The sequence below is a fragment of the Gulosibacter molinativorax genome (assembly GCF_003010915.2).
In the GTDB taxonomy this organism is placed as follows: domain Bacteria; phylum Actinomycetota; class Actinomycetes; order Actinomycetales; family Microbacteriaceae; genus Gulosibacter; species Gulosibacter molinativorax.
In genome coordinates this window covers 1,035,780-1,056,022 of the sequence record NZ_CP028426.1, presented here as the reverse complement: position 1 = coordinate 1,056,022, position 20,243 = coordinate 1,035,780, and the positions used below count along the sequence as shown (strand labels likewise).

Below are 20,243 nucleotides of genomic sequence, written 5' to 3'. Positions count from 1 at the left end.
TGCGATAAGACTGAGTGCGTGACAACTCCGCTCCCGCTCCCCGCAGACTTGCCGCTCGACGCCCCCACACACCGGGGAGACCGAATTCGCGTACTCGGTCCCGGTACACCCCGACTGCTCGCATTCATTCCCGCCGCATTCACTCCCGTCTGCGGCAGTGAGGTGAGCGAACTAGTAAAACTCGCACAGCGCGCCGATCAGCTTGGCGTGCAGCTACTCGTGGCGTCTTGCGACGCTGCGCCGACACTGGCCGCGTGGTTGCGCGAGGTTGACCCCGAGGGCGTGTTACTCGGGATCTCCGACCACTGGCCGCACGGCCACATCGCGCGCACCTGCGCCGCATTCGACGGTCACAAGGGCACGGCGTGTCGCCACACCTGGGCAATCCGAGCCGATGGGTCGCGCATCCTCGCTGCGGCCTGTGCCGAAGGCGAACAACGGCCAATGGAATTGCACGAGCACGGGCTCGAGTGGGCCGCCGGGGTTTAGATCTCGTCGCGCTCGTGCATCGCGACTGTTGATTTGCAGGGCTCTTTCAAAGTCCGGTGATGGTTCTGATCGTGTTCGGGCGTGTGCCAGCATGGCGCAGGGCCGCGGTGATGTTCGTCGCGCCAGCCAAACGGTGCACGGTGATCGCTAGGTTTCGGATCGTGGCCATCAAGTGCGCGGCGTTGCCGGTACGGACCTGGGAAGCATCTTCGCGGTAGGCGGTATCGCGGATCCAATGCAACCGGTTCTCGATACCCCAATGCCCGCGAATGTAGCTCGCTAGGGCGGCGGGGCTGGCCTGTTCGGGTGGCAGCGAGGTGATCACGAACACGTGCTCGCGCGTGGACTCGCGGGTGCGGGGGTTGGTGCGGTCGCGCGTCAATCGCATTGTTTGTGCCGCGTGCGGGAACCTGATTCGCGTCGGGGCGGGCAGGCAGGTCGCTTCCCAGCGAGTGATCCTGCCGTGTTTCTTCTCGGTGTCGAGAAAGCCGGGTTGGTGGTGGGCCCAGTTCTGCTGCATGATCCGATCGCGCAGTGCTCGCTGGTTCGATTTCACGGTGAAGACATAGTGTGCGCCGTGCTCGTGTAACCAGTGTGCGTGGGATGTTTGGGTGTGGAGCGCGTCCGCAGTGACGATCATCCCCTGCAGGTCACCGAGCCTGGCGAGCAGGATCGGGAAGTGCGGGATCTCGTTCGTTTTCTCCGGGATGGGTTCTTGCTCGATCACACAGCCGGTACCGTGATCGAACGCGGCCATCAGGAACACGCGTTGCCCGTTGGCGTGTTTCGCGCCGCGGACTTCTTTGCCGTCGATGGCGACGACCTTGCTGGTGACGGAGTGCTGGTTGCGGGTCCACGCGCCTAAGTGTTCGTCGAGCCAGACCGGGTCGGCGCTGGTCGCGACGCGGTGCATCGTGGCGAGGGAGGGGGTTCGTCCTGATGGGAACGGCCGGGTTTGGGCTTGGTGGGCGGCCCATTCGGTGATCATGGTGAGGGATTTTGCGCCGCAGAGTACCGCGGCCACGAAGATGCTGAGGAGTTCCGCGAATTCGTACCGGCAGCCGCGTCGGGAGCGTGGGTCTGGGGTGGTCGCGAGGAGATTGCGGAGGGCCTCGAAATCGATTTCGGGGACAGCCTCGAAGTCGGTCGGAGCAGTGGTGGTGGCGCAAATCAGGTCGATCAACGATGATGACATGTGAGAACTCCTGTGTTCCAACGGTTGTGGTAACCACCGGATTAACAGGAGTTCTCATCGGTTAAAAGCGGCCACGCCGCGCGCACGCCTCATCCAGGACTTTGAAAGAGCCCTGGTTGATTTGGTTGCGGCGTCGATTCGGTGCTAAAGTATCCGAGTTGCCCACCGCGCCACATTGGATGCGGAGAGCGCGTTGGCGCCTTTAGCTCAGTTGGTTAGAGCATCTCGTTTACACCGAGAGGGTCGGGGGTTCGAGTCCCTCAGGGCGCACGTTGTGATGAGTCGGGACATGTGCGACAGCTTGTGTCCCGGCTCATTCGTTTTCCGTGGTGACATCACAGTGCCGAGTCGGACAATCTCGGCCGTGCAAACCAGGGTGCAGCACGCGCGAGCCAGGGCGCACACGTCACGAACCAGGTAGTTGCTGATGCGCCATGGTGTTCAAACGCCCTGGTTCGTCACGAATGCCCTGGCTCAACGGAAGTCGACACTGGGTCTTCCGGCAGTGCCGCCATCTTTGCTCGCCGCGCACACATTGTGTCGGCAAAATAGTGATGCGCGAGCCCCCAGCAGGGAGGCCCGCGCATCACCCGGCACAACTGGTGCGTCGGTTACGGCACTTCGGCTAGGCCTTGCGCCAGCGGTACCGCGTGTCTGTGGTTGTCTTCGTGCATTTCATGAGCACACCAGTACTCGTCTTGCCGTACGACCCTGCGAGCGAGGTCTTACAGAACGCGCCGGGCGTCACATAACCCGACACCATCGCTTTAACAGTGGTCGTCTTCGCCGACGTCACGGAGGCGCTCGTGTAACCCGACTTAGATCCGGTTACTTTCACCTTGATCTGCTGGCCAGCATCCGCTGAAGTGAGCTTGTACTTCGGTCCGGTCGCCCCGGAGATCGCGACGTCGTTCCGGTACCACTGGTATTTGAATGTGGTGCCGGATGACCACGTGCCGGTGTTTGCCGTCAGTGTGTACGTGACGATCTTGCTCCCGGAAATAGTCGGCGTACTCTTTTTGAGCGTTGCCTTCTTGATCGCTATCGTCTTCGCCGAGGTCTTCGCTGCAGTGTTATAGCCAGATTTCGAGCCGGTGACCTTGACTTTGATCTGCTTGCCCGCGTCATACGCGGTGAGCTTGTAGGTCGAATTCGTCGCTCCCGCAATCGCGGCATCGTTGCGATACCACTGGTATTTGAATGTGGTTCCCGATGACCATGTCCCGGGATTCGCTGTCAGCGTGTGCGTGACGACTTTGTAGCCGGTGATCGTGGGCGTACTTGTCTTCAGCGTCGACTTCTTGATCGCGACAGTCTTCGCCGAAGTCTTGGTGACGGAGTTGTAGCCAGTCTTCGATCCCGTCACCTTGACGCTGATCTGCTTGCCAGCGTCAGACGCGGTGAGCTTGTAGGTATAACCCGTCGCTCCGGAAATCGCCACGTCGTTTCGGTACCACTGGTACTTGCGTGTCGTACCCGTCGTCCACGTTCCCGGGTTTGCCGTGAGGGTGTGTGTGACAGTTGTGGTGCCCGAGATCACGGGGGTGGGAGCGGTGAGCTTCCACTTGACCGCGGCGGACGCCGACACTGTGGTGTACCCGGTCTTGGACGCGGTCACTCGGAAGGTAATCGTGTTACCGACGTCAAGGGAGGTGAGTTTGTACGTCGTCTTGGTGGCGCCCGCGATGGCGACGCCACCGCGCAACCACTGATACGTCAGCTTCGGGCTACCCGACCACGTTCCCACCGTGGCAGTCAGCGTCGAGCCGGACTGCACCGTGCCCGTGATCTTCGGGGTAGTTTTCGTCAGCGTCCCTGGCGTGACGGGACCAACCGCGGAGGACACCAGCGTCACAGTGGTGTAACCAGGATGCGTACCGGTCACCGATACTGAAATTTGTTGGTTCGAATCGGCTGCAACGAGTTTGTATGTGGAGTTGACGGCACCCGCGATTTCGACTCCGCCCCGGAGCCATTGATAACTGAAGTCCGCTGCGGGACTCCACGCGCCTGGACTGACCGTCAGCGTCGATCCAACGACCGCCGTTCCGCTAACCGTCGGAGAGGTCGTGGCGAAGGATTCTTCGACCGGCGGTTCCGGTTCTTCCACGGGCGAATGCTCGGTGTTTTCGCCGCTAACCGGTGCCGGCGACTCGGTCACGACGGTTGCTGAATCAACGGTCGTGTCGGGTACAGCGGGATCGCCTGTGCCAGCAGGTTCGGTCGGGTCTACTGCTTCCGCAGTTCCGGCAGGTTCTACCGTCCCGGTCTGGGATGCGCCTTCGTCTGCGGGTGCGACCGCGTCAGTAGTGGCACCGGACTCGTCAGCCGTCGCGGCGAAGGCCGCCACAGGGGTGAGGAGATTCGCCGAAACAGCGAGTGCGATGGTCAGGATGAAACTCAGGATCCATCCGGTGATCCGGTAGGGGCTCAGCGCCGGATTAGCGGCTGTTTCAGGCGGCTTCATGTGTGGAATTGTTCTCCTCGTTCGCAACGAGATTGCTCGTTCTGGCGAGCATATCGCGAGAATTGACCCAGGTTGGACGGGAGATCGTGCTTTTCGAAGAGGCCGTTCGAGCCATGGCGTTCAAGCATCCTGGGCCGCCCCCGTTGTTAGGTCCGCTCAGTATGCGAGTCGATTTCTTCTAACTGGTGGGTGCAAGATCGAGCGTACTCGACCGGCGACCGGTATCCGAGCGAGGAATGCCGACGCTCATGGTTGTACTCGTGTTTCCAGTCGCTGATCACGACCCGAGCATGAAGCAGCGAGTAGAAACTGTTGATGTTCAAGCACTCGTCACGGAGCCTCGAGTTGAACGACTCTACATATCCGTTGCGCCAGGGCTGGCCCGGTGGAATGTACGACAATCCGGTTCTTGTGCCTGCCCACTCTGCTACGGCGTCGGAGATGAACTCCGGCCCGTTGTCACTGCGCAGCACCATTGGTGCCCCGTGTACGGCGACGAGTTCCTCGAGATGCCGGATGAATCGCTCGGCGGTGATCGACCGCTCCACGAGACCGCCCAAACATTCGCGGGTGTGTTCGTCTACGATCGAGCAGATCTTGATCGCTTTGCCGCGCTCATCGACATCGAACTGGAAATCGACCGCCCAGACAACGCCCGGCGCAGTCGCGGCAGGCGCTTCGATAGTTGAAGCCCCGATGCGCTTGCGCCTGCGCTTCTGTGGCACGCGGAGCCCTTCTTCACGCCATAAACGCTGCACCTTCTTGTGGTTCACGTCCCAGCCCTCGCCGCGGGCATCGTGATACGCGCGACGGTACCCCCACCTCGGGTGATTCTTCGCAAACATCCGCAGCCAGTCGCGAAGCGCCCGGTCGGGATCTGCTGGAGTATCACCTTTGAGTGGCCGCCGCCAGGCGGAGCGGGAAAGCCCGGCCAGACGGCACGCCCTACGCTCACTGATCTGCAGGGTGCGAATCAGGTGCGCGATCGCGGCACGCCGTCTACCCGGGCCTAAAAGTTTCCCTCAGCCAACTCCTTGAGCGCGGCCTTCTCGAGCTCAGCCTCAGCGAGCAACCGTTTCAAGGTCGCATTCTGCTTCTCGAGTTCTTTCAACCGTTTCGCGTCTTCGGCTTTCATGCCGCCGTACTGGTTTCGCCACCGAAAATAGGTTTGCTCCGTGACGCCGAGCTCGCGGCAGGCATCGGCGACGGTATTGCCCTCGCCAAGGAGCCGGTCGGCTTGCCCCAGTTTCCGGACGATTTGCTCCGGGGTGTGACGTTTTCTTTGCTTGCTCATCGTGTGATCCATTCTCCCCATGATCGCGGGGTGTTGGACTCACATAACGAATGGACCTAGAAAGAGGGGTCAGCCCAATCCTGGTTCGTCACGAACGCCCTGGCGCGCCGAACGTTAACCCGCCATCGTCAGGCCGCCGGAGACCGACAGCACCTGGCCGGTGATGTAGTCAGATTCCGGACCTACGAAGAAGCGGACCGCAGCCGCGATTTCTTCCGGGCGTGCCAGGCGGCGGAAGGGTATTGCTTTGATGAGACCCGTGCGGATCTTTTCCGGGAGCGTCTCGAAGAGCGGCGTCTCGGTGGGGCCCGGCGCGACGCAGTTGACGTTGATGCCGTGGCGGGCCATCTCTCGGGCGAGGGACTTCGTGAACGCGATGATCGCACCCTTGGTGCCCGCATACACGGTCTCGCCCATGCTGCCGACCCGACCGGCGTCGGAGGAGATGTTGATGATCTTTACCGTTGCCTCGGCGGCAAGGATAGGTTGGAGAAACGCGTGAGTCAGGCGAACTGGTCCGAGGTAGTTGACGTCGATGAGCGACTCCCACAGGGCCGGGTCGTTCTCCATGAAGGGTTCGGCGCGATCGAAACCCGCGGCGTTCACGATGATGTCGGGGAGACCAACCTCGGTGACATGCTGGTCACGCATCGCAAGAATGGCGTCGTGGCTCGCGAGGTCGACCGTGTAGGTGACGGTGCCCTCGCCGAGTTCATCCGCGATCGCCGCGAGACCTTCTTCGTTGCGGTCAACGCCGACGATCCGTGCCCCGGATGCGTGCAAGTTGCGTGCGATCGCCCGACCGATTCCCGATGCCGCACCGGTTACCAGCGCAATTTTTCCCTCGATCATTTCTCGGCTCCCAGTTGCCTCGATCGCCCAGGTCACTCGATGCCTCAGTTCCCTCGAACGCTCAGGTCCCTCGACGACTCTAATGCCCCGACGATACGACTCGCTGCGAGGATTCGACGTCGCGGAATCACGTCACCCTGGTCCGGTTGCCTCGACTACGGAAAGCAACCCTGACTACGGAAAGCAACTCGTCTCGTCGCCCAAACTGGATTGAGTGACGAGACGAGAACCTTCACGCTGAATCAGAGCCCTTCGAACTCCTTGCGGTTCGAAATAACCCGCAGATAGCTCACGATCAGTTCCAGCTTCTTCTTCAGATCGTCTAGCTCTTTGTAATGGTGGGGGAAGTCCTCATACCGGGGTCGCGTGATGCGATCGAGGACTCGGCTGATGTGCGCCGACGTAGCCGGCTCGAGGAGCTCGCCCGTAACCATCGTGATGCGATCGCGCATCACCACGAGATCGTGCGACAAACGCGTCGAGGTCGTCGGAGTGCCCTTTTCCTCCGCCATCGTGTGGCGCTTCAGTCGCTCGTCAATATCGACGATGATCTGTGCCAGCAATTCAATAGCTGCTTTGCGTTCTTGAATTCCCATCAGGCGATTCCTTTCGCTCTTACGTGTCGAAAGTGTATGCCTGTTGCATTGAAACGACGTCACAACTCTCGGAGAGTTCGGGCGAGTCGCAGATTAATTCACGAACAGGCTGCGCACGTCATGCGCGTCGCCCACGACCGCCCGCCCACCAAGCTCCGTGAGCTCCATGAGCACGGTCGATCCGATCGGTTCGGCCCCGATCTTCCGCACGAGTTCGACCGCGGCGCCGAGCGTACCGCCCGTCGCGAGCACGTCATCCATCAGCAGCACGCGCGTGCCGGGGGCAATATCGTCCTGAATCTCGATCTCGGCGGTGCCGTACTCGAGCGTGTAGGTCACGGATGCGGCGGGTCGCGGGAGTTTTCCTGCCTTGCGGATGGGCACGAGCCCAACATTCGCGAGCGTCGCGGCCGCACCCGCGAGAAGGAAGCCTCGAGCTTCGATTCCGGCCACGACGTCAAACTTGCCGCCCCACGGCTCGAGCATCGCGGTCACCACCGTGCGGAGGCACTCCGCGTCACTGAGCAGCGGCATGACATCCCGAAAGATCACCCCGGGCTCGGGGTAGTCCGGGATTTCGACGATGCGAGCGGCGGCCTGTTCGAGAGGTGAAGTCACGAGGGCAATACTTTCGAGTTGGGATGCGTTTCGGATGCGTAATTCGGGCTGGGCTCGGACGTCAACCGGCGCGGCACCCATCAGCACAGCCTACTTCGCGGGCGCTCGGCTCGTCACCGGTAGGGTTGCTGCATGACCACGCTGCGTGATGTGCAATCGACAATCGAGTCGCTCTACCCGACGCGGGGCGCGGAGTCCTGGGACTCGGTGGGCACGGCGTCGGGGGATCCGGACGCGCCGGTCGAACGCATCCTTTTCGCCGTCGACCCGGTGGCCGCGACAGTAGATGAGGCGCTCGGCTGGGGTGCCCAGCTGCTCTTCACGCACCATCCGCTCCTCCTGCGCGGCGTGACCTCTATCGCCGAGGACCGCTACAAGGGCGCACTCCTCGCACGGCTCATCCGCGGTGGCTGTGCCCTGCATTCCGCGCACACGAACGCGGACGTCGTCGAGACAGGGCCAACCGGAACGATCTTCGACCTACTGGGCGTGCCCCAGGGCGCGGAGCACCGCATCCCCTTCGAACCGCTCGCTGACCAGCCAGAGCGCGGGATCGGGCTCGTGGGGGAGTTGCCCGAGGCCGTAACGCTGCGCGAGTTCGCTGACCGCGTCGCCGAGCTCTTCCCCGCCACGGCGGGCGGGGTGCGCGTCGCCGGCGACCCAGACATGCTCGTGCAGCGCGTCGCGTGCTGTTCGGGAGCGGGCGATTCGTTCTTGAGCCACCCGCTCGTGACGGGCGCGGATGTTTACCTCACGAGCGATCTGCGGCACCACCCGGCCTCCGAGGCCCGCGAGCAGGCCAGGCTCAATGGCGGCAAGCCCGCCCTCGTCGACACGGCACATTTCGCGAGCGAGTTCCTCTGGCTCGAGGGCGCGGCGATGCGGGTTCGCGAGGCACATCCGGAAATTGACGTGCGGGTTTCTACGCAAAACACGGACCCCTGGTCGTGGCAGATCGAACAGCCCCGGTAGGGGAGACAGAATAGGACTATGAAGGCACACCCGAAAGAGCAGCTGCGCCTGCTCGAATTAGCGCAGGTGGATGCCCGCCAGGCGCGGCTCCAACATCTCGCGAAGAACATGCCAGAGCAGCTCCACCTGGTGGAGATCGAGCAGGACCGCCGCGACCGTCGGGCCGCGTCGGCGAAGGCGCTCGGCGAGCTCGAGGATGCGCAGTCCGAGCTCAAGACGATCCAGGACGATTCGAGGATGGTCGCGGAGCGTCGCAAGCGTGACGAGGACCGGCTGCAGCACGCGTCGTCGACGAAGGACATCGCGGCGCTCCAGGCCGAGCTCGCGACGATCGCGCGGCGCCAGGAGACCCTGGACGATCAGGAACTCGAGCAGCTCGAGCGCGTCGAAGCACTGACCGCGGCGCACGCCGAGAGGCTCGCCTCGATGCGAGAAATTGAGACCCTCGCGGCCGACCTCTTGGAGCGCCGCGACCTCGCTCGAGAGAACCTTCGCACGGAGGCGAAGGAAATCGCTGCCGACCGCAAGACGCTCGTCGACGGGCTCCCCGCCGACCTCGTCGCGCTCTACGAGGACCGTCGCAAGCGCGGCGGCATCGGCGCGGCCGAACTCGTCGGCAAGGTATCGACGGCCTCGCAGGAGACCATCGAGATGGCCGACCTCGCGCGCATCGCGAAGGCGCCGGCGGATGAGATCGTGTTCTGCCCGGACACGGACGCCATTCTGGTGCGCACGGAAAGGTCGGCGATTTAGTGGCAACCTTCATCGTTGAGGCGGACGGCGGCTCGCGCGGAAACCCGGGGCCTGGCGGTTCCGGCTCGATCCTGATTGACGGCGCGACCGGTGAGGTGCTCGAGACCATTCCGCGCTCGCTCGGCAGGTGCACCAATAACGTCGCGGAATACACGGGGCTCGTGATCGGCCTCGAAGCCGCATTCGCGCGCGATCCGCAGGCGAGCGTGGATGTGCGGATGGATTCGAAGCTCGTCGTTGAGCAGATGTCGGGTCGCTGGAAGATCAAGCACCCGGACATGCAGAAGCTCGCCGCGACCGCGCGGGAGCTCATCGGGAAGAACCCGGTCACATTCACGTGGATTCCGCGTGCCGAAAACAAGCGGGCGGATGCCGCGGCCAACCTGGCCATGGATCACCCGGAGCAGTACCGCGGTCCGGTTCCGGACGAGGCTCTGGGTCTGTTCTAGGCCTCGATGCGCTGCGCTACTCGGCCACCGACCGGTGAGTAGGCGCGCAGCGCCGTATCGAACCGGGATGAGTGGGCCGGCCGATACGCCGGGTTCTGTACGGCTATGCCGTGACGGCCATCTATCTCGGCGACGCGTTACCGCGCCGCTCTAGCAGCACACCCGGGAACTCGGCGAGCAGCGTCGACGTTCCCTGTTGGCCTTGCTCCGGATGAGGTTTACCATGCAACGTCCGTCACCGGACGTTCGGTGGGCTCTTACCCCACCCTTTCACCCTTACCCTTGCGGGCGGTTTGCTTTCTGTTGCACTGGCTCGCGGGTTACCCCGGGTGGACGTTATCCACCATCCTGCTCTATGGAGCCCGGACGTTCCTCGGGCCGCTTACGCGGCGCGCGACCGTCTGGCCGACCCATTCATCCTTGCAATTCTACGCCACACTAAGGGTCACACTAGGCGCCGGTCCCAGTGCTAGTCCCAGCGCTCGACGGCGAGGAGCGCCGCACCGATGATCCCCGCGTTGTTCTTGAGCTTCGCGACCTTCACCGGCGTGTCTACCTCGATGAGGTGGATGAAATCATCCGCCTGCTTCGAGATCCCACCCGAAATGATGAATTCATCCGGTTGCAGCAGAACCTGGAGCTTTTGGAAGTAGGCCGAGAGCCGCCGGCCCCACTCCTCGAAACTGAGCTCCTCGCGTTCGCGCACCTTCGCCGAGGCGAACTTCTCGTAGTCCTCGTGGCCGTCGAGCTCCATGTGTCCGAGCTCGGTGTTCGGGTAGAGCCGGCCGTCGTGGATGAGCGCAGAGCCGATACCCGTGCCAAGGGTGAGCACGAGCACCGAACCGACGTTGTCCGCGGCCTCGCCGTAGCGCACCTCGCCGTAACCTGCCGCATCTGCGTCGTTCATCAGCGAAACGTTCTTGCCAATAACCTCGGAGAACGCGGTGCGGGCATCGAAGCCCACCCACTCCTGTGCGATATTCGCGGCGGTCCACGCGACCCCGCGGCGGATCACCGATGGCATGCAGAGGCCGACGAGCGGGTCGATCCCTTCGGCCTCCGGCTGACCGAGAATCTCGTCGTAGACCGTCCGAACCGCGGCCTTCACCGCATCGATCGGTGCGCCCTCTGGCGTCTTCACCTTCTTGCGCTCGCCGACGAGCGCTCCCTTTTTCAGGTCGACGAGCGCACCCTTAATTCCGGTGCCCCCGATATCGATCCCTACCGCGTAACGGTCCTGCTTCTTCGCCATACGCAAGAGCCTAGATTGCGTTCGTGAATGAAATTAGAGCTGCGAGGGCGGCAGCGTGAGGATCTCGTAGCCGTCCTCGGTGATGAGGATCGTGTGCTCGAACTGGGCGCAGCGCGAGCCGTCCTTCGTGACGACCGTCCAGCCGTCGTCCCACTGGTCCCAGTCTTGCGAGCCGGTGACGAGCATCGGCTCGACGGTGAAGATCATGCCGGGCTGGATGACGTCCTTGAAGTGCGGCGCGTCATAGTGGGGGATGATGAGGCCGGAGTGGAAGGCTCGGCCGACGCCGTGTCCGGTGTAGTCGTGCACCGATTCGTAGCCGAAGCGACCGGCGTACTTTTCGATCACGCGACCGATGACGTTCACCTCGCGGCCCGGTTTCGCTGCCTTGATGCCACGCATCATCGCCTCGTGCGAACGCTCGACGAGGAGCCTCGACTCCTCGTCGACGTCGCCTACGAGGTACATACGGTTCGTGTCGCCGTGCATCCCCTCGGCGAACGCCGTGACGTCGATGTTCAAGATGTCGCCGTCTTCGAGCACCGTGGAATCGGGGATCCCGTGGCAGATGACCTCGTTGAGCGACGTGCAGGAGGACTTCGTGAAGCCGCGATAGCCGAGCGTCGACGGGTAGGCGTCGTGCTGTACCAGGAACTCGTGGGCGTGGATATCGAGCTGTTCGGTCGTCACGCCGGGCTTGACGAACTGCTCGAGGTGTTCCATGCACGCGGCCGCAATCCGGCTCGCGTGGCGGACGCGCCCGATTTCTTCCTCGGTGTACAGGTCGCCGGTCCCGTCCGGTTCGTTCGGGTTGGCCTTGCCAACGTATTCCGGGCGCGCGATGTGCGCCGGCACGGGGCGCATCGGCGTGACAGTTCCGGGAACGAGCAGACCAGTTTCTGGGTTTTTCGGCATACCCTCGAGTCTATGACTGACAAGCGTGAAGACGAATTCTGGTTTAACACCCGCACCGGTGAGGTCGAGAAGGGGAAGCAGTCCATCGCTTCCGAGCGCCTCGGCCCGTTCCCGACCGCGGAGGCGGCTGCCCACGCGAACGAGAAGCTGGCCGAGAACGCCCGAAAGTGGGCCGAGGAAGAAGCGCAGGCCGAGGCCGACGGCGACTAAGCTTCGTCAGGCGATTCAGCACCGTCAGGCGACTATGGCCCGAAAGGCGACTTACCGTCGGGGTGCGTGTTTTCGTAGGACTCCGCCTCGCTCGGGTACGCGCCCGACTGAATGTCGTCGATGTACTGCTTGGTCGCATCCCGGAGCACGCCGGCGAGGTCGGCATACTGGCGAACGAACTTCGGTCGGCGGCCCTGGCCGTAGCCGAAGGTGTCGGTCCAGACGGTGAGCTGGCCGTCGCAGTGCGGCCCGGCGCCCACACTGATCGTGGGGATCGAGAGTTCTTCCGTGACTCGGGCCGCGACGTCCGAGGGCACCATCTCAAGCACGACCATGAAGGCGCCCGCGCGCTCGATCGCTCGCGCATCCTCGAGGAGCTGCTCCGCGCCATCCCCGCGGCCCTGAATGATGTGTCCGCCGAGATTGTGCTCAGACTGCGGCGTGAACCCGATGTGCGCGCAGACGGGGATGCCCGACTCGGTGATGCGACGAATGTGCGACTCGACCCGCACCCCGCCCTCGAGCTTGACGGCGTGCGCCTCGGATTCCTTCATGAACCGAATCGAGGTCTCGAGCGCCTGCTCCGGCGATACCTCGTAGCTGCCGAAGGGGAGGTCCGCGATGACGAACGCGCGTTCCACCGCTCGCACGACCGAACGCGACATCGTGATGAGCTCATCCACCTTGATGGGCAGCGTCGTGTCGTAGCCGAGCATCACGTTGGCGGCCGAGTCGCCGATCAGCACGAAGTCGATGCCGGCCTGGTCAAACACCTTGGCGCTGGCCGCGTCGTAGGCCGTGAGGCCGGAGATCTTGTGGCCGTCGCGCTTGGCCTGGGCGAAGTGACGCGTGCGCACTCTCTTTACTGCTGGGGTGTCAGTCATAGAGACATTCTAGGGATGCGCGCCGGTAGCCTGGAGACACCTCGACGAATAGGAGCGCATCGATGAATAAGCAACAGGACTATGTGCTGCAAACCATCAGTGATCGCGGGATTAAGTTCATCCGCCTGTGGTTTACGGATGTGCTCGGCAAGCTGAAGTCGATCGCGCTCGCGCCTGCCGAGGTCGAGGGCGCGTTCAACGAAGGCGTGGGCTTCGACGGCTCCGCGATCGAGGGCCTCACGCGTCGCACCGAGGCCGACATGCTCCTGCATCCCGACCCCTCAACCTTCCAAGTCCTGCCGTGGCACGGCGACGACGAGACGGCGCGCATGTTCTGCGATATCACGACGCCGGATGGCCAGCCCGCGGCCGCCGACCCCCGCCAGGTGCTGCGCCGCACCCTCGACCGCGCCCGAGACCTCGGATTCACGTTTTATATCCACCCCGAGATCGAGTTCTACCTCTTGAAGTCGCGCACTCCCGGGCCGAATGGGCTGGAACCGGTCGACCGTGCGGGCTACTTCGACCACGTGCCGGGCGACATCGTTGATCTCTTCCGCCGACGTTCGGTGCGACTGCTCGAGGAGCTCGGCATCTCGGTCGAGTTCAGCCATCACGAGGCGGGCCCGGGCCAGAACGAGATCGACCTGCGGTACGCGGATGCGCTAACCATGGCCGACAACGTCATTACCTTCCGGACCGTGATCGAGGAGGCGGCCGCCGAGCAGAACATCCATGCGACGTTCATGCCGAAGCCGCACTCGAAGTGGCCCGGCTCGGGGATGCACACCCACATGTCGCTATTCGAGGGGGCAACCAACGTCTTCCACGAGGCGGGGGCGAAGCACCAGCTCTCGCGCACCGGCCAGCAGTTCATCGCCGGCCTCCTGCACCACTCCCGCGAGATCACCGCGGTGACGAGCCAGCACGTGAACTCCTACCGCCGCCTGTGGGGCGGCGACGAGGCGCCGAGCTACGTGTGCTGGGGACACAACAACTCCTCGGCCCTCGTGCGCGTGCCGACCTACAAGCCCGACAAGTCGCGCTCGGCTCGCGTCGAATACCGCGGCATTGACTCGGCCGCGAACCCGTATCTCGTGTACGCGCTGCTACTCGAGGCGGGGCTTCGGGGGATTGAGAACAACTACGAGATTCCTGACGAGATCGAGGGCGACCTCCGGGATCTTTCCGACCGCGAGCGGAAAGTCCTCGGCTACAAAAACCTGCCGATGAACCTCGATGAGGCGATTTCGCTGACTGAGGAGTCGGAGCTCGTCGCGGAGACACTCGGCGAACAGCTCTTCGACCACTTCCTCACGAACAAGCAGGAGGAGTGGCTTGGCTTCCGCCGCCAGGTGACGAACTTCGAGCTCACCCGCAACCTCTAGCAGGCGAGCGGCAGGCAAGTACTAAGCGAGACACGTGGGGGAGTGAGCGCGATTGCGTGAGGGAATTCGAACGCGACTGATTCGAGTCGGGTTTAGCAAGCCGCTCGCGGCGGCAGACCGATTCGAAGAGCTCTCGGGCATCCTGGGCATCGACCCGGTGACGCTCGTGAGCTACTTCGAGCCGATTGATCCCGACCCGGATGGCGCGCTCGAGTCCCTGCTGCGGCTCGTGCACCGGCAGCCGAGCTACGGTCCCGTCCTCAAGAACGATCCCGATCTCTTCCGCACGGTCATCACCCTCTTCGCGATCTCGACCTCATCCGAAGGCTTCTTCATCCGCCACCCGGAGCGGCTTCGCGAGGTCCACGAGGACTCGCACCTGCTCGCATCCCCCGAGACGCTTCAAGAGCGGCTCCGTAAATCAGTGGCAGCGCAGATTGAGCCCGAGTCTGGGCAGCTCCTCGCTGGCATGACCGGCGACGAGGCGGCCAATGCGCTGCGCGTGGTCTACCGGACCGAGCTCGGCAAGATCGCGCTCTACGACGCGCGGCTCGAGGATGCGCAGGTCTCGCTGCACCGCGTCGCTGCGGCCCTCTCGGATCTTGCGGGTGCTGCCCTCGACGCCGCCGTCGCGGTCGCACGGGCGGAGATTGCCGCCCCACCTGCGGGCTTCGGCAAGTTTCCCACCGAGCAGGTGCGGGATGTGCGCCTCGCGGTGATCGGCATGGGTAAGGGCGGGGCGCGCGAGATCAACTACATCTCGGACGTCGACGTGATGTTCGTGGCGGAGCCGCGCGACGGCTCCGAGCTTGCGACCGCACGAGTGATCGAGATCGCCACCCGCATGGCGTCCAAGACCATGCACGTGATTTCCGACTACGGCGTCGAGCCGGGGCTCTGGGAGGTCGACGCGAATCTGCGGCCCGAGGGCAAGGACGGCGCGCTCGTGCGCACGATCGACAGCTACGCGACCTATTACAAGCGCTGGGCCGAGAACTGGGAGTTCATGGCGCTGCTGAAGGCGCGACCCATCGCGGGCGATGCCGAGCTCGGCCAGCAGTTCTCGGACGTCATCACGCCGATGGTGTGGGGCGCCGCCGGGCGGGATGACTTCGTCCTGCAGGTGCAGAAGATGCGCGCCCGGGTGATCAGCCACATCCCGAAGGATGAGGTCGATCGTGAGCTGAAGCTCGGGCCGGGTGGGCTCCGCGACGTTGAGTTCACAGTTCAGCTCCTCCAGCTCGTGCACGGCCAGGCCGACGAGTCCGTGCGCGTGCAGTCGACCCTCGACGCGTTGACGGCGCTCGCCGCGGAGGGACATATCGGGCGCGACGACGGCGCCGAGTTCACGAATTACTACCGGTTCCTGCGACTCATCGAGCACCGGGTGCAGCTGCGGCACATGCAACGCACCCACCTCTTCCCGAACGATCCGGAGGAGCAGCGCATCCTCGGCCGCGCCGTCAGGATGCAGCCAAAAGACCTCCTCGAGCAGGTCGCCACGGTGCGCCGTCGTGTCCGCGGCATCCACGAGAAGGTCTTCTACCGACCGCTACTTACGGCGGTCGCCACGCTCCCGGCGGAGAGCTATCAGCTCACGAGCGATCAGGCCGCGGCGCGTCTGCGCGCGATCGGCTACCGCGACCCGCGGGGCGCTCTCAACCACATCCGGGCCCTCATCAGCGGCGTATCGCGGCGCTCGACGATGATGAAGCACCTGCTTCCCGTCCTGCTCGAGTGGTTTACCGAGGGCGCGAATCCCGATCAGGGGCTGCTCGCGTTCCGCAAGCTCTCGGAACAACTCGGGGATGCATCCTGGTATCTGCGCCTGCTGCGCGACTCCAACCTCGCCGCACGCCGCTTGTGCGACATCCTCTCGAGCAGCGAGTTCTGCGCGACATTCCTCGAGCTGTTCCCCGAGGCCGTCATCTGGCTCGACGGCGAAGAGCAGCTGCGGCCCTCGTCGGTCGAGGCGCTCGAGCGGGAGATCGGCGGGGCGCTCTCTCGCTACCGGGATGAGGTCGCGCTCGGGCGCGTCATCCGCGGGGTCCGGCGCCGCGAGGTGCTGCGCCTCGCTATCGGCGGCGTGATTGGGCTCACGGATATGCGCGGCCTCGCGAAGGGCCTGACCGATATCTCGACCGTCACGATTCGCTCCGCCGAGAAAGCGATCCGAATCATCGATGAGGACGTTGACTACCCGTCGTTCGGCGTGATCGGGATGGGCCGCTTCGGCGGTGCCGAGCTTGGGTTCGGTTCGGATCTCGATGTCCTCTACGTCTTCGACCCGGGGGAGCGGCCCGCGGACGAGGCGAGCACGCTCGCCCGCAAGCTCGTGCAGCGCATCGGCACCATCCTTGACGACAATCGCATGCCGATCGATTTGGATGCGGGGCTTCGTCCCGAGGGTAAGTCAGGCCCGCTCGCGCGGTCGCTCTCGGCGTATGACGCCTACTACTCGAAGTGGTCGCTGAGCTGGGAGGCGCAGGCGCTCCTGCGGGCGAGCCGAGTCGCCGGCGACGATGACCTGCTCGACCGGTTCATGGAAATCGCCGACCGCACGAGGTACCGCAGCCGCGGCCTCGAGCCATCGGAGCTCACCGAAATTCGCCGGCTGAAGGCTCGAATGGAAAGCGAGCGGCTGCCCCGGGGTGCCGACCCCAAGCGGCACCTCAAGCTTGGTCGCGGCTCGCTATCGGACGTCGAATGGCTCGTGCAGGTGTTGCAGCTCGACCACGCGCACGACATCCCGGATCTGCGGACCACGTCGACACTCACCGCGCTCGAGGCTGCCCAGCAGCACGGGCTCGTGGGCGACGAGGACGCCGCGATCCTCGAGCACGCGTGGACACTCGCGACGCGTATCCGCTCGGCCGTCTACCTGTACTCGAATGCCCAGACCGATGTGCTGCCCGGTGACCCGGAGGCGCTCGATGGCGTCGCGAGGCTGCTCGGCTACGAGGCCGGGCACGGCGTCGAACTCGAGAACGACTACCTCACCGCCACGCGGCGCTCACGCTCGGTGTTCGAGACGCTGTTCTACGGGGATGAGTAGGTCCCCGCCGTTTCCTCATCACGGCCGGGTCGAATTCGCGCTCAAAATGAACGAGGCGCCACCTGCGAGTGGATTCACTCACAGGCGGCGCCTTTCATTGGAGGTGCGAGTTCGCCGCTCCTAGCGTCGACTACACGCCGAAGTACAGCTCGGGCTTGAGGGCCTGAAAGCCAGAGGGCGTTCTGTAGCATCCTTCTCCCCTGTAAATACAGGGAAGTACGATGTTGAGCATGGAGCTGGTCGCTACTGCGGCCGTCCGAAAACCCGTCCGTTTACTCGAATACAGACCATCCTACGGGCGTCGCTGGGGGTCCATGGGAGGTGCGGTGCACCTGCCTTGCATGAACGACGACCGCCCCCGACTCTGGACCCCGAGTGAGCTTGCAGAATACACAGGCATCCCGATCAGGACTCTTGCTGATTGGCGAACCGAGCGCGCCCGGAGCCGAGGTCTCGGGCTGCCCTTCGTCGCACTGTCATCGCACAACGTCCGATACCGCCATGAGGACGTCGAGGCGTTCATCGCCGCGCGGATCATTGCGCCGACAGATAGGGCGGGCGACTGATGGGCCGGCCAAAGCGAGCGCTCGGCGAACTCGGCAAGGTGACCTACACCGTCGAGTCGAGTGGCCTCATTGTCGCGCGGGCGCGGGTTCATGACGGTAGCGGCAAGGAGCACCGTCCAAACGGTAGCGGAGCAACTGAGGATGAAGCCTTGGCTGCGTTGCGGGCGTCCGCCGATGTCGCGGTGGGTCGAGTCCTGGCACCGCGAACGCAGATCCTGACGGTCTCTGAACTGGCGACCTCATGGCTGAAGGTTGCGTATCACGATGACGATCCACGGGTACTGCGTCAGCGCCGCGAACAGACTGTTGACGGCTACGCATCCGTGATCCGTGCGCATATCGTTCCACGTGCTGGTGCGATCCCCATTGCTGAGATCACCGTCGATCGCGCAGACGGGTTGCTTATAGACATCGCACGCGAGAAGTCGGTGATGACCGCGAACAAGGTTCGCAACGTGATGTCGCTGATGTTCGACTGGGCAATCCAGCAGGGGCACTTCTCGGCTGCCGGGTCGATCCAGCAGACACGGTACGGAGCGGTCGTCGTGGCGAACCCGATCCGTGCGACCCGGCGAGCGGACGAACCGGACACAGTGTACTTCGAACTCGACGCGGTGCAGGTCAAATACATCCTCCACCTCATCCGTGAGGTGTGGCCCGAACGGCACCGAGCACGCTACCCGGTGGGCCGACGGCCCAACTATAAACTACTCGCCGACTACATCCTCATCACGCTCGGAACCTCCGAAAGAACCGCAGAACCGATCGCGATCCGCTTCCAAGACGTGAAGTTCGAGGCGGTGGAGCAGCCGGATGGAAGTCTGACGATGGAGGCGCTTGTGTGGGTCGGCGGGACGATGGTTCGCACGAAGTCCCGCGGGCTGTTCCGTCAGGACTCGCCTAAGGCCGAGAGACAGAAGCGTTGGGTTCGCGTTCCGCAGTTCGCAACGAAGGTTCTGAGCGAACTCGTCGCGAACCACGTTCCCGACCCTGAGCGAAATCCAGATGATGTGCTGATCACGTCCGAGCGCGGCCGTCCGCGTGACGCTAGTGCAATCGGCGAGCTGCTGCGGATGTTCCGCCGCGAGTTCGAGCCCGAGCTGCTGGCTATCGGGGTCGACGCCGAGCACCTCACATTTCGCAGCCTCCGCAAGGCTGTCGCTGCGGCTGTTTCGGACACGGCCGGCGTCGAGGTTGCCCGCGACCTACTCGGGCACAGTGACGAGGCGATCACCGAAGGGCACTACGCAAAGCGCCCCGAACTCATCGTCGAAGTCGCGGCCGAAGCGCTCAACAAAGTGTTCGCCGGTATCGACGGATGATCGGTCAGCACCAGGAATGGTATGCCGCACACGGCGAACAACCTCCGAAGACGACTGAGTACCGTGCTGAAGGAGATTGGGAACGACAGCTCTCACGAGATCACGCGCATGCACTACCTTGAACCCGAAACGAAGGTCAATCCGCGCAGTGCACAGATCCTCGACGAGCTCCTTTCCCCAGATTCCAGTCAGATCGTAGCCGACAAGGCAGAGAGAAGAGGGCGGGAGGCGGCCTGACGCCATGCAGGCCGATGATGGGGTACCAGTATCAGGTGTGACGCTGTGCTGCGCGAGCTGCCTCTTTCGCTGCCTCGGCGGCTGCACGCTGCTGCACGTCGGCGACCACGAAGTTGACGAAGTCCTCGTCACGATCCACGATCATCTCCTCGTGGCCGTCGTCGGCGGGGTCTTCACCCGGCCATGTGGTCTGCCGTGTCGGACGGTCTCGGTCGAGCTTGCTACCGTTAATCGTGACCCAGTTCTTCAGTCGGGTGCACGCTGCGGCGAAGTCAGCGTGCCACAGCAGCGGTGCCGAACCATCCCGGGTCGGATGGTAGCAGGTGAGCCAATGCGTGTGGAGAGCGGAGAGCTCCCAAATGAGTTCCCAGTGCCGGTGCCACATTGGAGGGATCGTCGCCGCGGGGAGTCCATAACTGGCTCGGAGCCAGTTCACCCACCCGTTCAGGAGCATCCATTCCTCTTCGGCCTGGTGCGCGGTGATGAGGTTCCAGTTCACGGGCGATGGCGGAGGAGCCGGCGGCTGAAATGTCGGTTCCGGGACCGGCGGCTCAGCCCGCTTGAAAGGTTCGGGCTCGGGCTGGTCAAGCTCCGGGATATCGTCTGGGTCGAACGCGTCGTCAGTCATGCCGGTCCTCCTCGCACACAAGCGGATACGCAGGAAGGTGCCCCGTCCTTCCCAACGACATCGCCTACGGCGCCTCGCACAGTCACCAGGCCCATATCGCC

At 63.8% G+C, this 20,243-nt stretch carries 20 protein-coding genes, 1 tRNA gene and 1 other RNA gene; 11 read left to right on the top strand and 11 right to left on the bottom strand.

Going from position 1 to position 20,243, the window contains the following annotated elements; all coding sequences use genetic code 11:
• Positions 1 to 18 precede the first annotated feature (18 nt).
• Entirely contained in the window at positions 19 to 489 is a 471-nt protein-coding gene (locus GMOLON4_RS05050; protein WP_084147260.1) for a redoxin domain-containing protein, read from the top strand.
• Between the two features lie 46 nt (positions 490 to 535).
• Here the strand turns inward: GMOLON4_RS05050 and GMOLON4_RS05045 are convergent, their stop codons facing one another.
• Entirely contained in the window at positions 536 to 1,684 is a 1,149-nt protein-coding gene (locus tag GMOLON4_RS05045) for an ISAs1 family transposase (protein WP_106486788.1), read from the bottom strand.
• A gap of 196 nt (positions 1,685 to 1,880) precedes the next feature.
• Here GMOLON4_RS05045 and GMOLON4_RS05040 point away from each other — a divergent pair.
• Positions 1,881 to 1,954 (top strand) — tRNA-Val (locus GMOLON4_RS05040).
• 355 nt (positions 1,955 to 2,309) lie between these two features.
• Here GMOLON4_RS05040 and GMOLON4_RS05035 read toward each other — a convergent pair.
• The 5 genes from GMOLON4_RS05035 to GMOLON4_RS05015 form a co-directional block, all read right to left on the bottom strand.
• Positions 2,310 to 4,151, bottom strand: coding sequence for a hypothetical protein (locus GMOLON4_RS05035; RefSeq protein ID WP_051267415.1), 1,842 nt, complete (start codon positions 4,149 to 4,151; stop codon positions 2,310 to 2,312).
• Between the two features lie 146 nt (positions 4,152 to 4,297).
• Positions 4,298 to 5,445 (bottom strand): IS3 family transposase gene (locus tag GMOLON4_RS05030; RefSeq protein ID WP_106486790.1). Its coding sequence is split into 2 segments (ribosomal slippage): positions 4,298 to 5,175 and positions 5,175 to 5,445, totalling 1,149 coding nucleotides; the frame shifts between segments, so codons are not numbered across the junction.
• A 114-nt stretch (positions 5,446 to 5,559) separates the two neighbouring features.
• Positions 5,560 to 6,297, bottom strand: coding sequence for an SDR family NAD(P)-dependent oxidoreductase (locus GMOLON4_RS05025; protein ID WP_026935683.1), 738 nt, complete (start codon positions 6,295 to 6,297; stop codon positions 5,560 to 5,562).
• Between the two features lie 242 nt (positions 6,298 to 6,539).
• A complete protein-coding gene (locus tag GMOLON4_RS05020; RefSeq protein ID WP_026935684.1) occupies positions 6,540 to 6,893 on the bottom strand; it encodes a hypothetical protein in 354 nt (117 codons plus the stop codon).
• Between the two features lie 93 nt (positions 6,894 to 6,986).
• A complete protein-coding gene (locus GMOLON4_RS05015) occupies positions 6,987 to 7,511 on the bottom strand; it encodes an adenine phosphoribosyltransferase (protein WP_026935685.1) in 525 nt (174 codons plus the stop codon).
• Between the two features lie 132 nt (positions 7,512 to 7,643).
• On the opposite strand from GMOLON4_RS05015, the gene GMOLON4_RS05010 reads away from it, so the two are divergent.
• From GMOLON4_RS05010 to GMOLON4_RS05000, 3 genes are read left to right on the top strand one after another with little or no spacing between them, the layout of a single operon-like run.
• Positions 7,644 to 8,483, top strand: coding sequence for a Nif3-like dinuclear metal center hexameric protein (locus GMOLON4_RS05010; RefSeq protein WP_026935686.1), 840 nt, complete (start codon positions 7,644 to 7,646; stop codon positions 8,481 to 8,483).
• Positions 8,484 to 8,501: 18 nt separating this feature from the next.
• Entirely contained in the window at positions 8,502 to 9,236 is a 735-nt protein-coding gene (locus GMOLON4_RS05005; protein ID WP_026935687.1) for a zinc ribbon domain-containing protein, read from the top strand.
• Positions 9,236 to 9,685, top strand: a complete 450-nt coding sequence (locus GMOLON4_RS05000) for a reverse transcriptase-like protein (protein ID WP_026935688.1) — start codon at positions 9,236 to 9,238, stop codon at positions 9,683 to 9,685. Before GMOLON4_RS05005 ends, GMOLON4_RS05000 begins: the two co-directional genes overlap by 1 nt.
• Positions 9,686 to 9,753: 68 nt before the next feature.
• Here GMOLON4_RS05000 and rnpB read toward each other — a convergent pair.
• The 3 genes from rnpB to map form a co-directional block, all read right to left on the bottom strand.
• Positions 9,754 to 10,098: RNase P RNA component class A (gene rnpB, locus GMOLON4_RS04995), an RNA gene on the bottom strand.
• Positions 10,099 to 10,154: 56 nt separating this feature from the next.
• Complete coding sequence (gene ppgK / locus GMOLON4_RS04990) at positions 10,155 to 10,937, bottom strand: polyphosphate--glucose phosphotransferase (protein ID WP_026935689.1); 783 nt, start codon at positions 10,935 to 10,937, stop codon at positions 10,155 to 10,157.
• A gap of 33 nt (positions 10,938 to 10,970) precedes the next feature.
• Positions 10,971 to 11,852, bottom strand: coding sequence for a type I methionyl aminopeptidase (gene map / locus GMOLON4_RS04985; protein WP_026935690.1), 882 nt, complete (start codon positions 11,850 to 11,852; stop codon positions 10,971 to 10,973).
• Positions 11,853 to 11,864: 12 nt separating this feature from the next.
• On the opposite strand from map, the gene GMOLON4_RS04980 reads away from it, so the two are divergent.
• Positions 11,865 to 12,062 (top strand): hypothetical protein, encoded by a 198-nt coding sequence (locus tag GMOLON4_RS04980; protein WP_026935691.1) that lies wholly within the window; start codon positions 11,865 to 11,867, stop codon positions 12,060 to 12,062.
• 32 nt (positions 12,063 to 12,094) lie between these two features.
• Here the strand turns inward: GMOLON4_RS04980 and panB are convergent, their stop codons facing one another.
• Entirely contained in the window at positions 12,095 to 12,946 is an 852-nt protein-coding gene (panB, locus tag GMOLON4_RS04975) for a 3-methyl-2-oxobutanoate hydroxymethyltransferase (RefSeq protein ID WP_051265879.1), read from the bottom strand.
• Positions 12,947 to 13,008: 62 nt separating this feature from the next.
• On the opposite strand from panB, the gene GMOLON4_RS04970 reads away from it, so the two are divergent.
• The 5 genes from GMOLON4_RS04970 to GMOLON4_RS04950 all read left to right on the top strand — a co-directional run bounded on the left by GMOLON4_RS04970 (position 13,009) and on the right by GMOLON4_RS04950 (position 19,514).
• Positions 13,009 to 14,334, top strand: coding sequence for a glutamine synthetase family protein (locus tag GMOLON4_RS04970; protein WP_026935692.1), 1,326 nt, complete (start codon positions 13,009 to 13,011; stop codon positions 14,332 to 14,334).
• 52 nt (positions 14,335 to 14,386) lie between these two features.
• Positions 14,387 to 17,389, top strand: coding sequence for a bifunctional [glutamine synthetase] adenylyltransferase/[glutamine synthetase]-adenylyl-L-tyrosine phosphorylase (locus GMOLON4_RS04965; protein ID WP_026935693.1), 3,003 nt, complete (start codon positions 14,387 to 14,389; stop codon positions 17,387 to 17,389).
• Positions 17,390 to 17,730: 341 nt separating this feature from the next.
• The gene (locus tag GMOLON4_RS04960; RefSeq protein ID WP_026935694.1) at positions 17,731 to 17,955 is read left to right on the top strand and encodes a helix-turn-helix transcriptional regulator; all 225 of its coding nucleotides are present in this window, start codon (positions 17,731 to 17,733) and stop codon (positions 17,953 to 17,955) included.
• Positions 17,955 to 19,277, top strand: coding sequence for a phage integrase central domain-containing protein (locus tag GMOLON4_RS04955; protein WP_026935695.1), 1,323 nt, complete (start codon positions 17,955 to 17,957; stop codon positions 19,275 to 19,277). The genes GMOLON4_RS04960 and GMOLON4_RS04955 overlap by 1 nt, the downstream gene beginning before the upstream one ends.
• Before the next feature lie 63 nt (positions 19,278 to 19,340).
• Positions 19,341 to 19,514: a hypothetical protein gene (locus tag GMOLON4_RS04950; protein WP_156892028.1), complete on the top strand. Its 174-nt coding sequence runs from the start codon at positions 19,341 to 19,343 to the stop codon at positions 19,512 to 19,514.
• A 31-nt stretch (positions 19,515 to 19,545) separates the two neighbouring features.
• Here GMOLON4_RS04950 and GMOLON4_RS04945 read toward each other — a convergent pair whose 3' ends face one another.
• Complete coding sequence (locus GMOLON4_RS04945) at positions 19,546 to 20,142, bottom strand: hypothetical protein (RefSeq protein WP_051265884.1); 597 nt, start codon at positions 20,140 to 20,142, stop codon at positions 19,546 to 19,548.
• Between the last annotated feature and the right edge of the window lie 101 nt (positions 20,143 to 20,243).

Bases quoted from the DNA above. Each gene is read 5' to 3' on its own strand.
- GMOLON4_RS05045 (WP_106486788.1), bottom strand. From the start codon at position 1,684: ATGTCATCATCGTTGATCGACCTGATTTGCGCCACCACCACTGCTCCG.
- GMOLON4_RS05035 (WP_051267415.1), bottom strand. From the start codon at position 4,151: ATGAAGCCGCCTGAAACAGCCGCTAATCCGGCGCTGAGCCCCTACCGG.
- GMOLON4_RS05025 (WP_026935683.1), bottom strand. From the start codon at position 6,297: ATGATCGAGGGAAAAATTGCGCTGGTAACCGGTGCGGCATCGGGAATC.
- GMOLON4_RS05020 (WP_026935684.1), bottom strand. From the start codon at position 6,893: ATGGGAATTCAAGAACGCAAAGCAGCTATTGAATTGCTGGCACAGATC.
- GMOLON4_RS05010 (WP_026935686.1), top strand. From the start codon at position 7,644: ATGACCACGCTGCGTGATGTGCAATCGACAATCGAGTCGCTCTACCCG.
- GMOLON4_RS05005 (WP_026935687.1), top strand. From the start codon at position 8,502: ATGAAGGCACACCCGAAAGAGCAGCTGCGCCTGCTCGAATTAGCGCAG.
- ppgK (WP_026935689.1), bottom strand. From the start codon at position 10,937: ATGGCGAAGAAGCAGGACCGTTACGCGGTAGGGATCGATATCGGGGGC.
- map (WP_026935690.1), bottom strand. From the start codon at position 11,852: ATGCCGAAAAACCCAGAAACTGGTCTGCTCGTTCCCGGAACTGTCACG.
- GMOLON4_RS04980 (WP_026935691.1), top strand. From the start codon at position 11,865: ATGACTGACAAGCGTGAAGACGAATTCTGGTTTAACACCCGCACCGGT.
- panB (WP_051265879.1), bottom strand. From the start codon at position 12,946: ATGACTGACACCCCAGCAGTAAAGAGAGTGCGCACGCGTCACTTCGCC.
- GMOLON4_RS04970 (WP_026935692.1), top strand. From the start codon at position 13,009: ATGAATAAGCAACAGGACTATGTGCTGCAAACCATCAGTGATCGCGGG.
- GMOLON4_RS04960 (WP_026935694.1), top strand. From the start codon at position 17,731: ATGAACGACGACCGCCCCCGACTCTGGACCCCGAGTGAGCTTGCAGAA.
- GMOLON4_RS04955 (WP_026935695.1), top strand. From the start codon at position 17,955: ATGGGCCGGCCAAAGCGAGCGCTCGGCGAACTCGGCAAGGTGACCTAC.
- GMOLON4_RS04945 (WP_051265884.1), bottom strand. From the start codon at position 20,142: ATGACTGACGACGCGTTCGACCCAGACGATATCCCGGAGCTTGACCAG.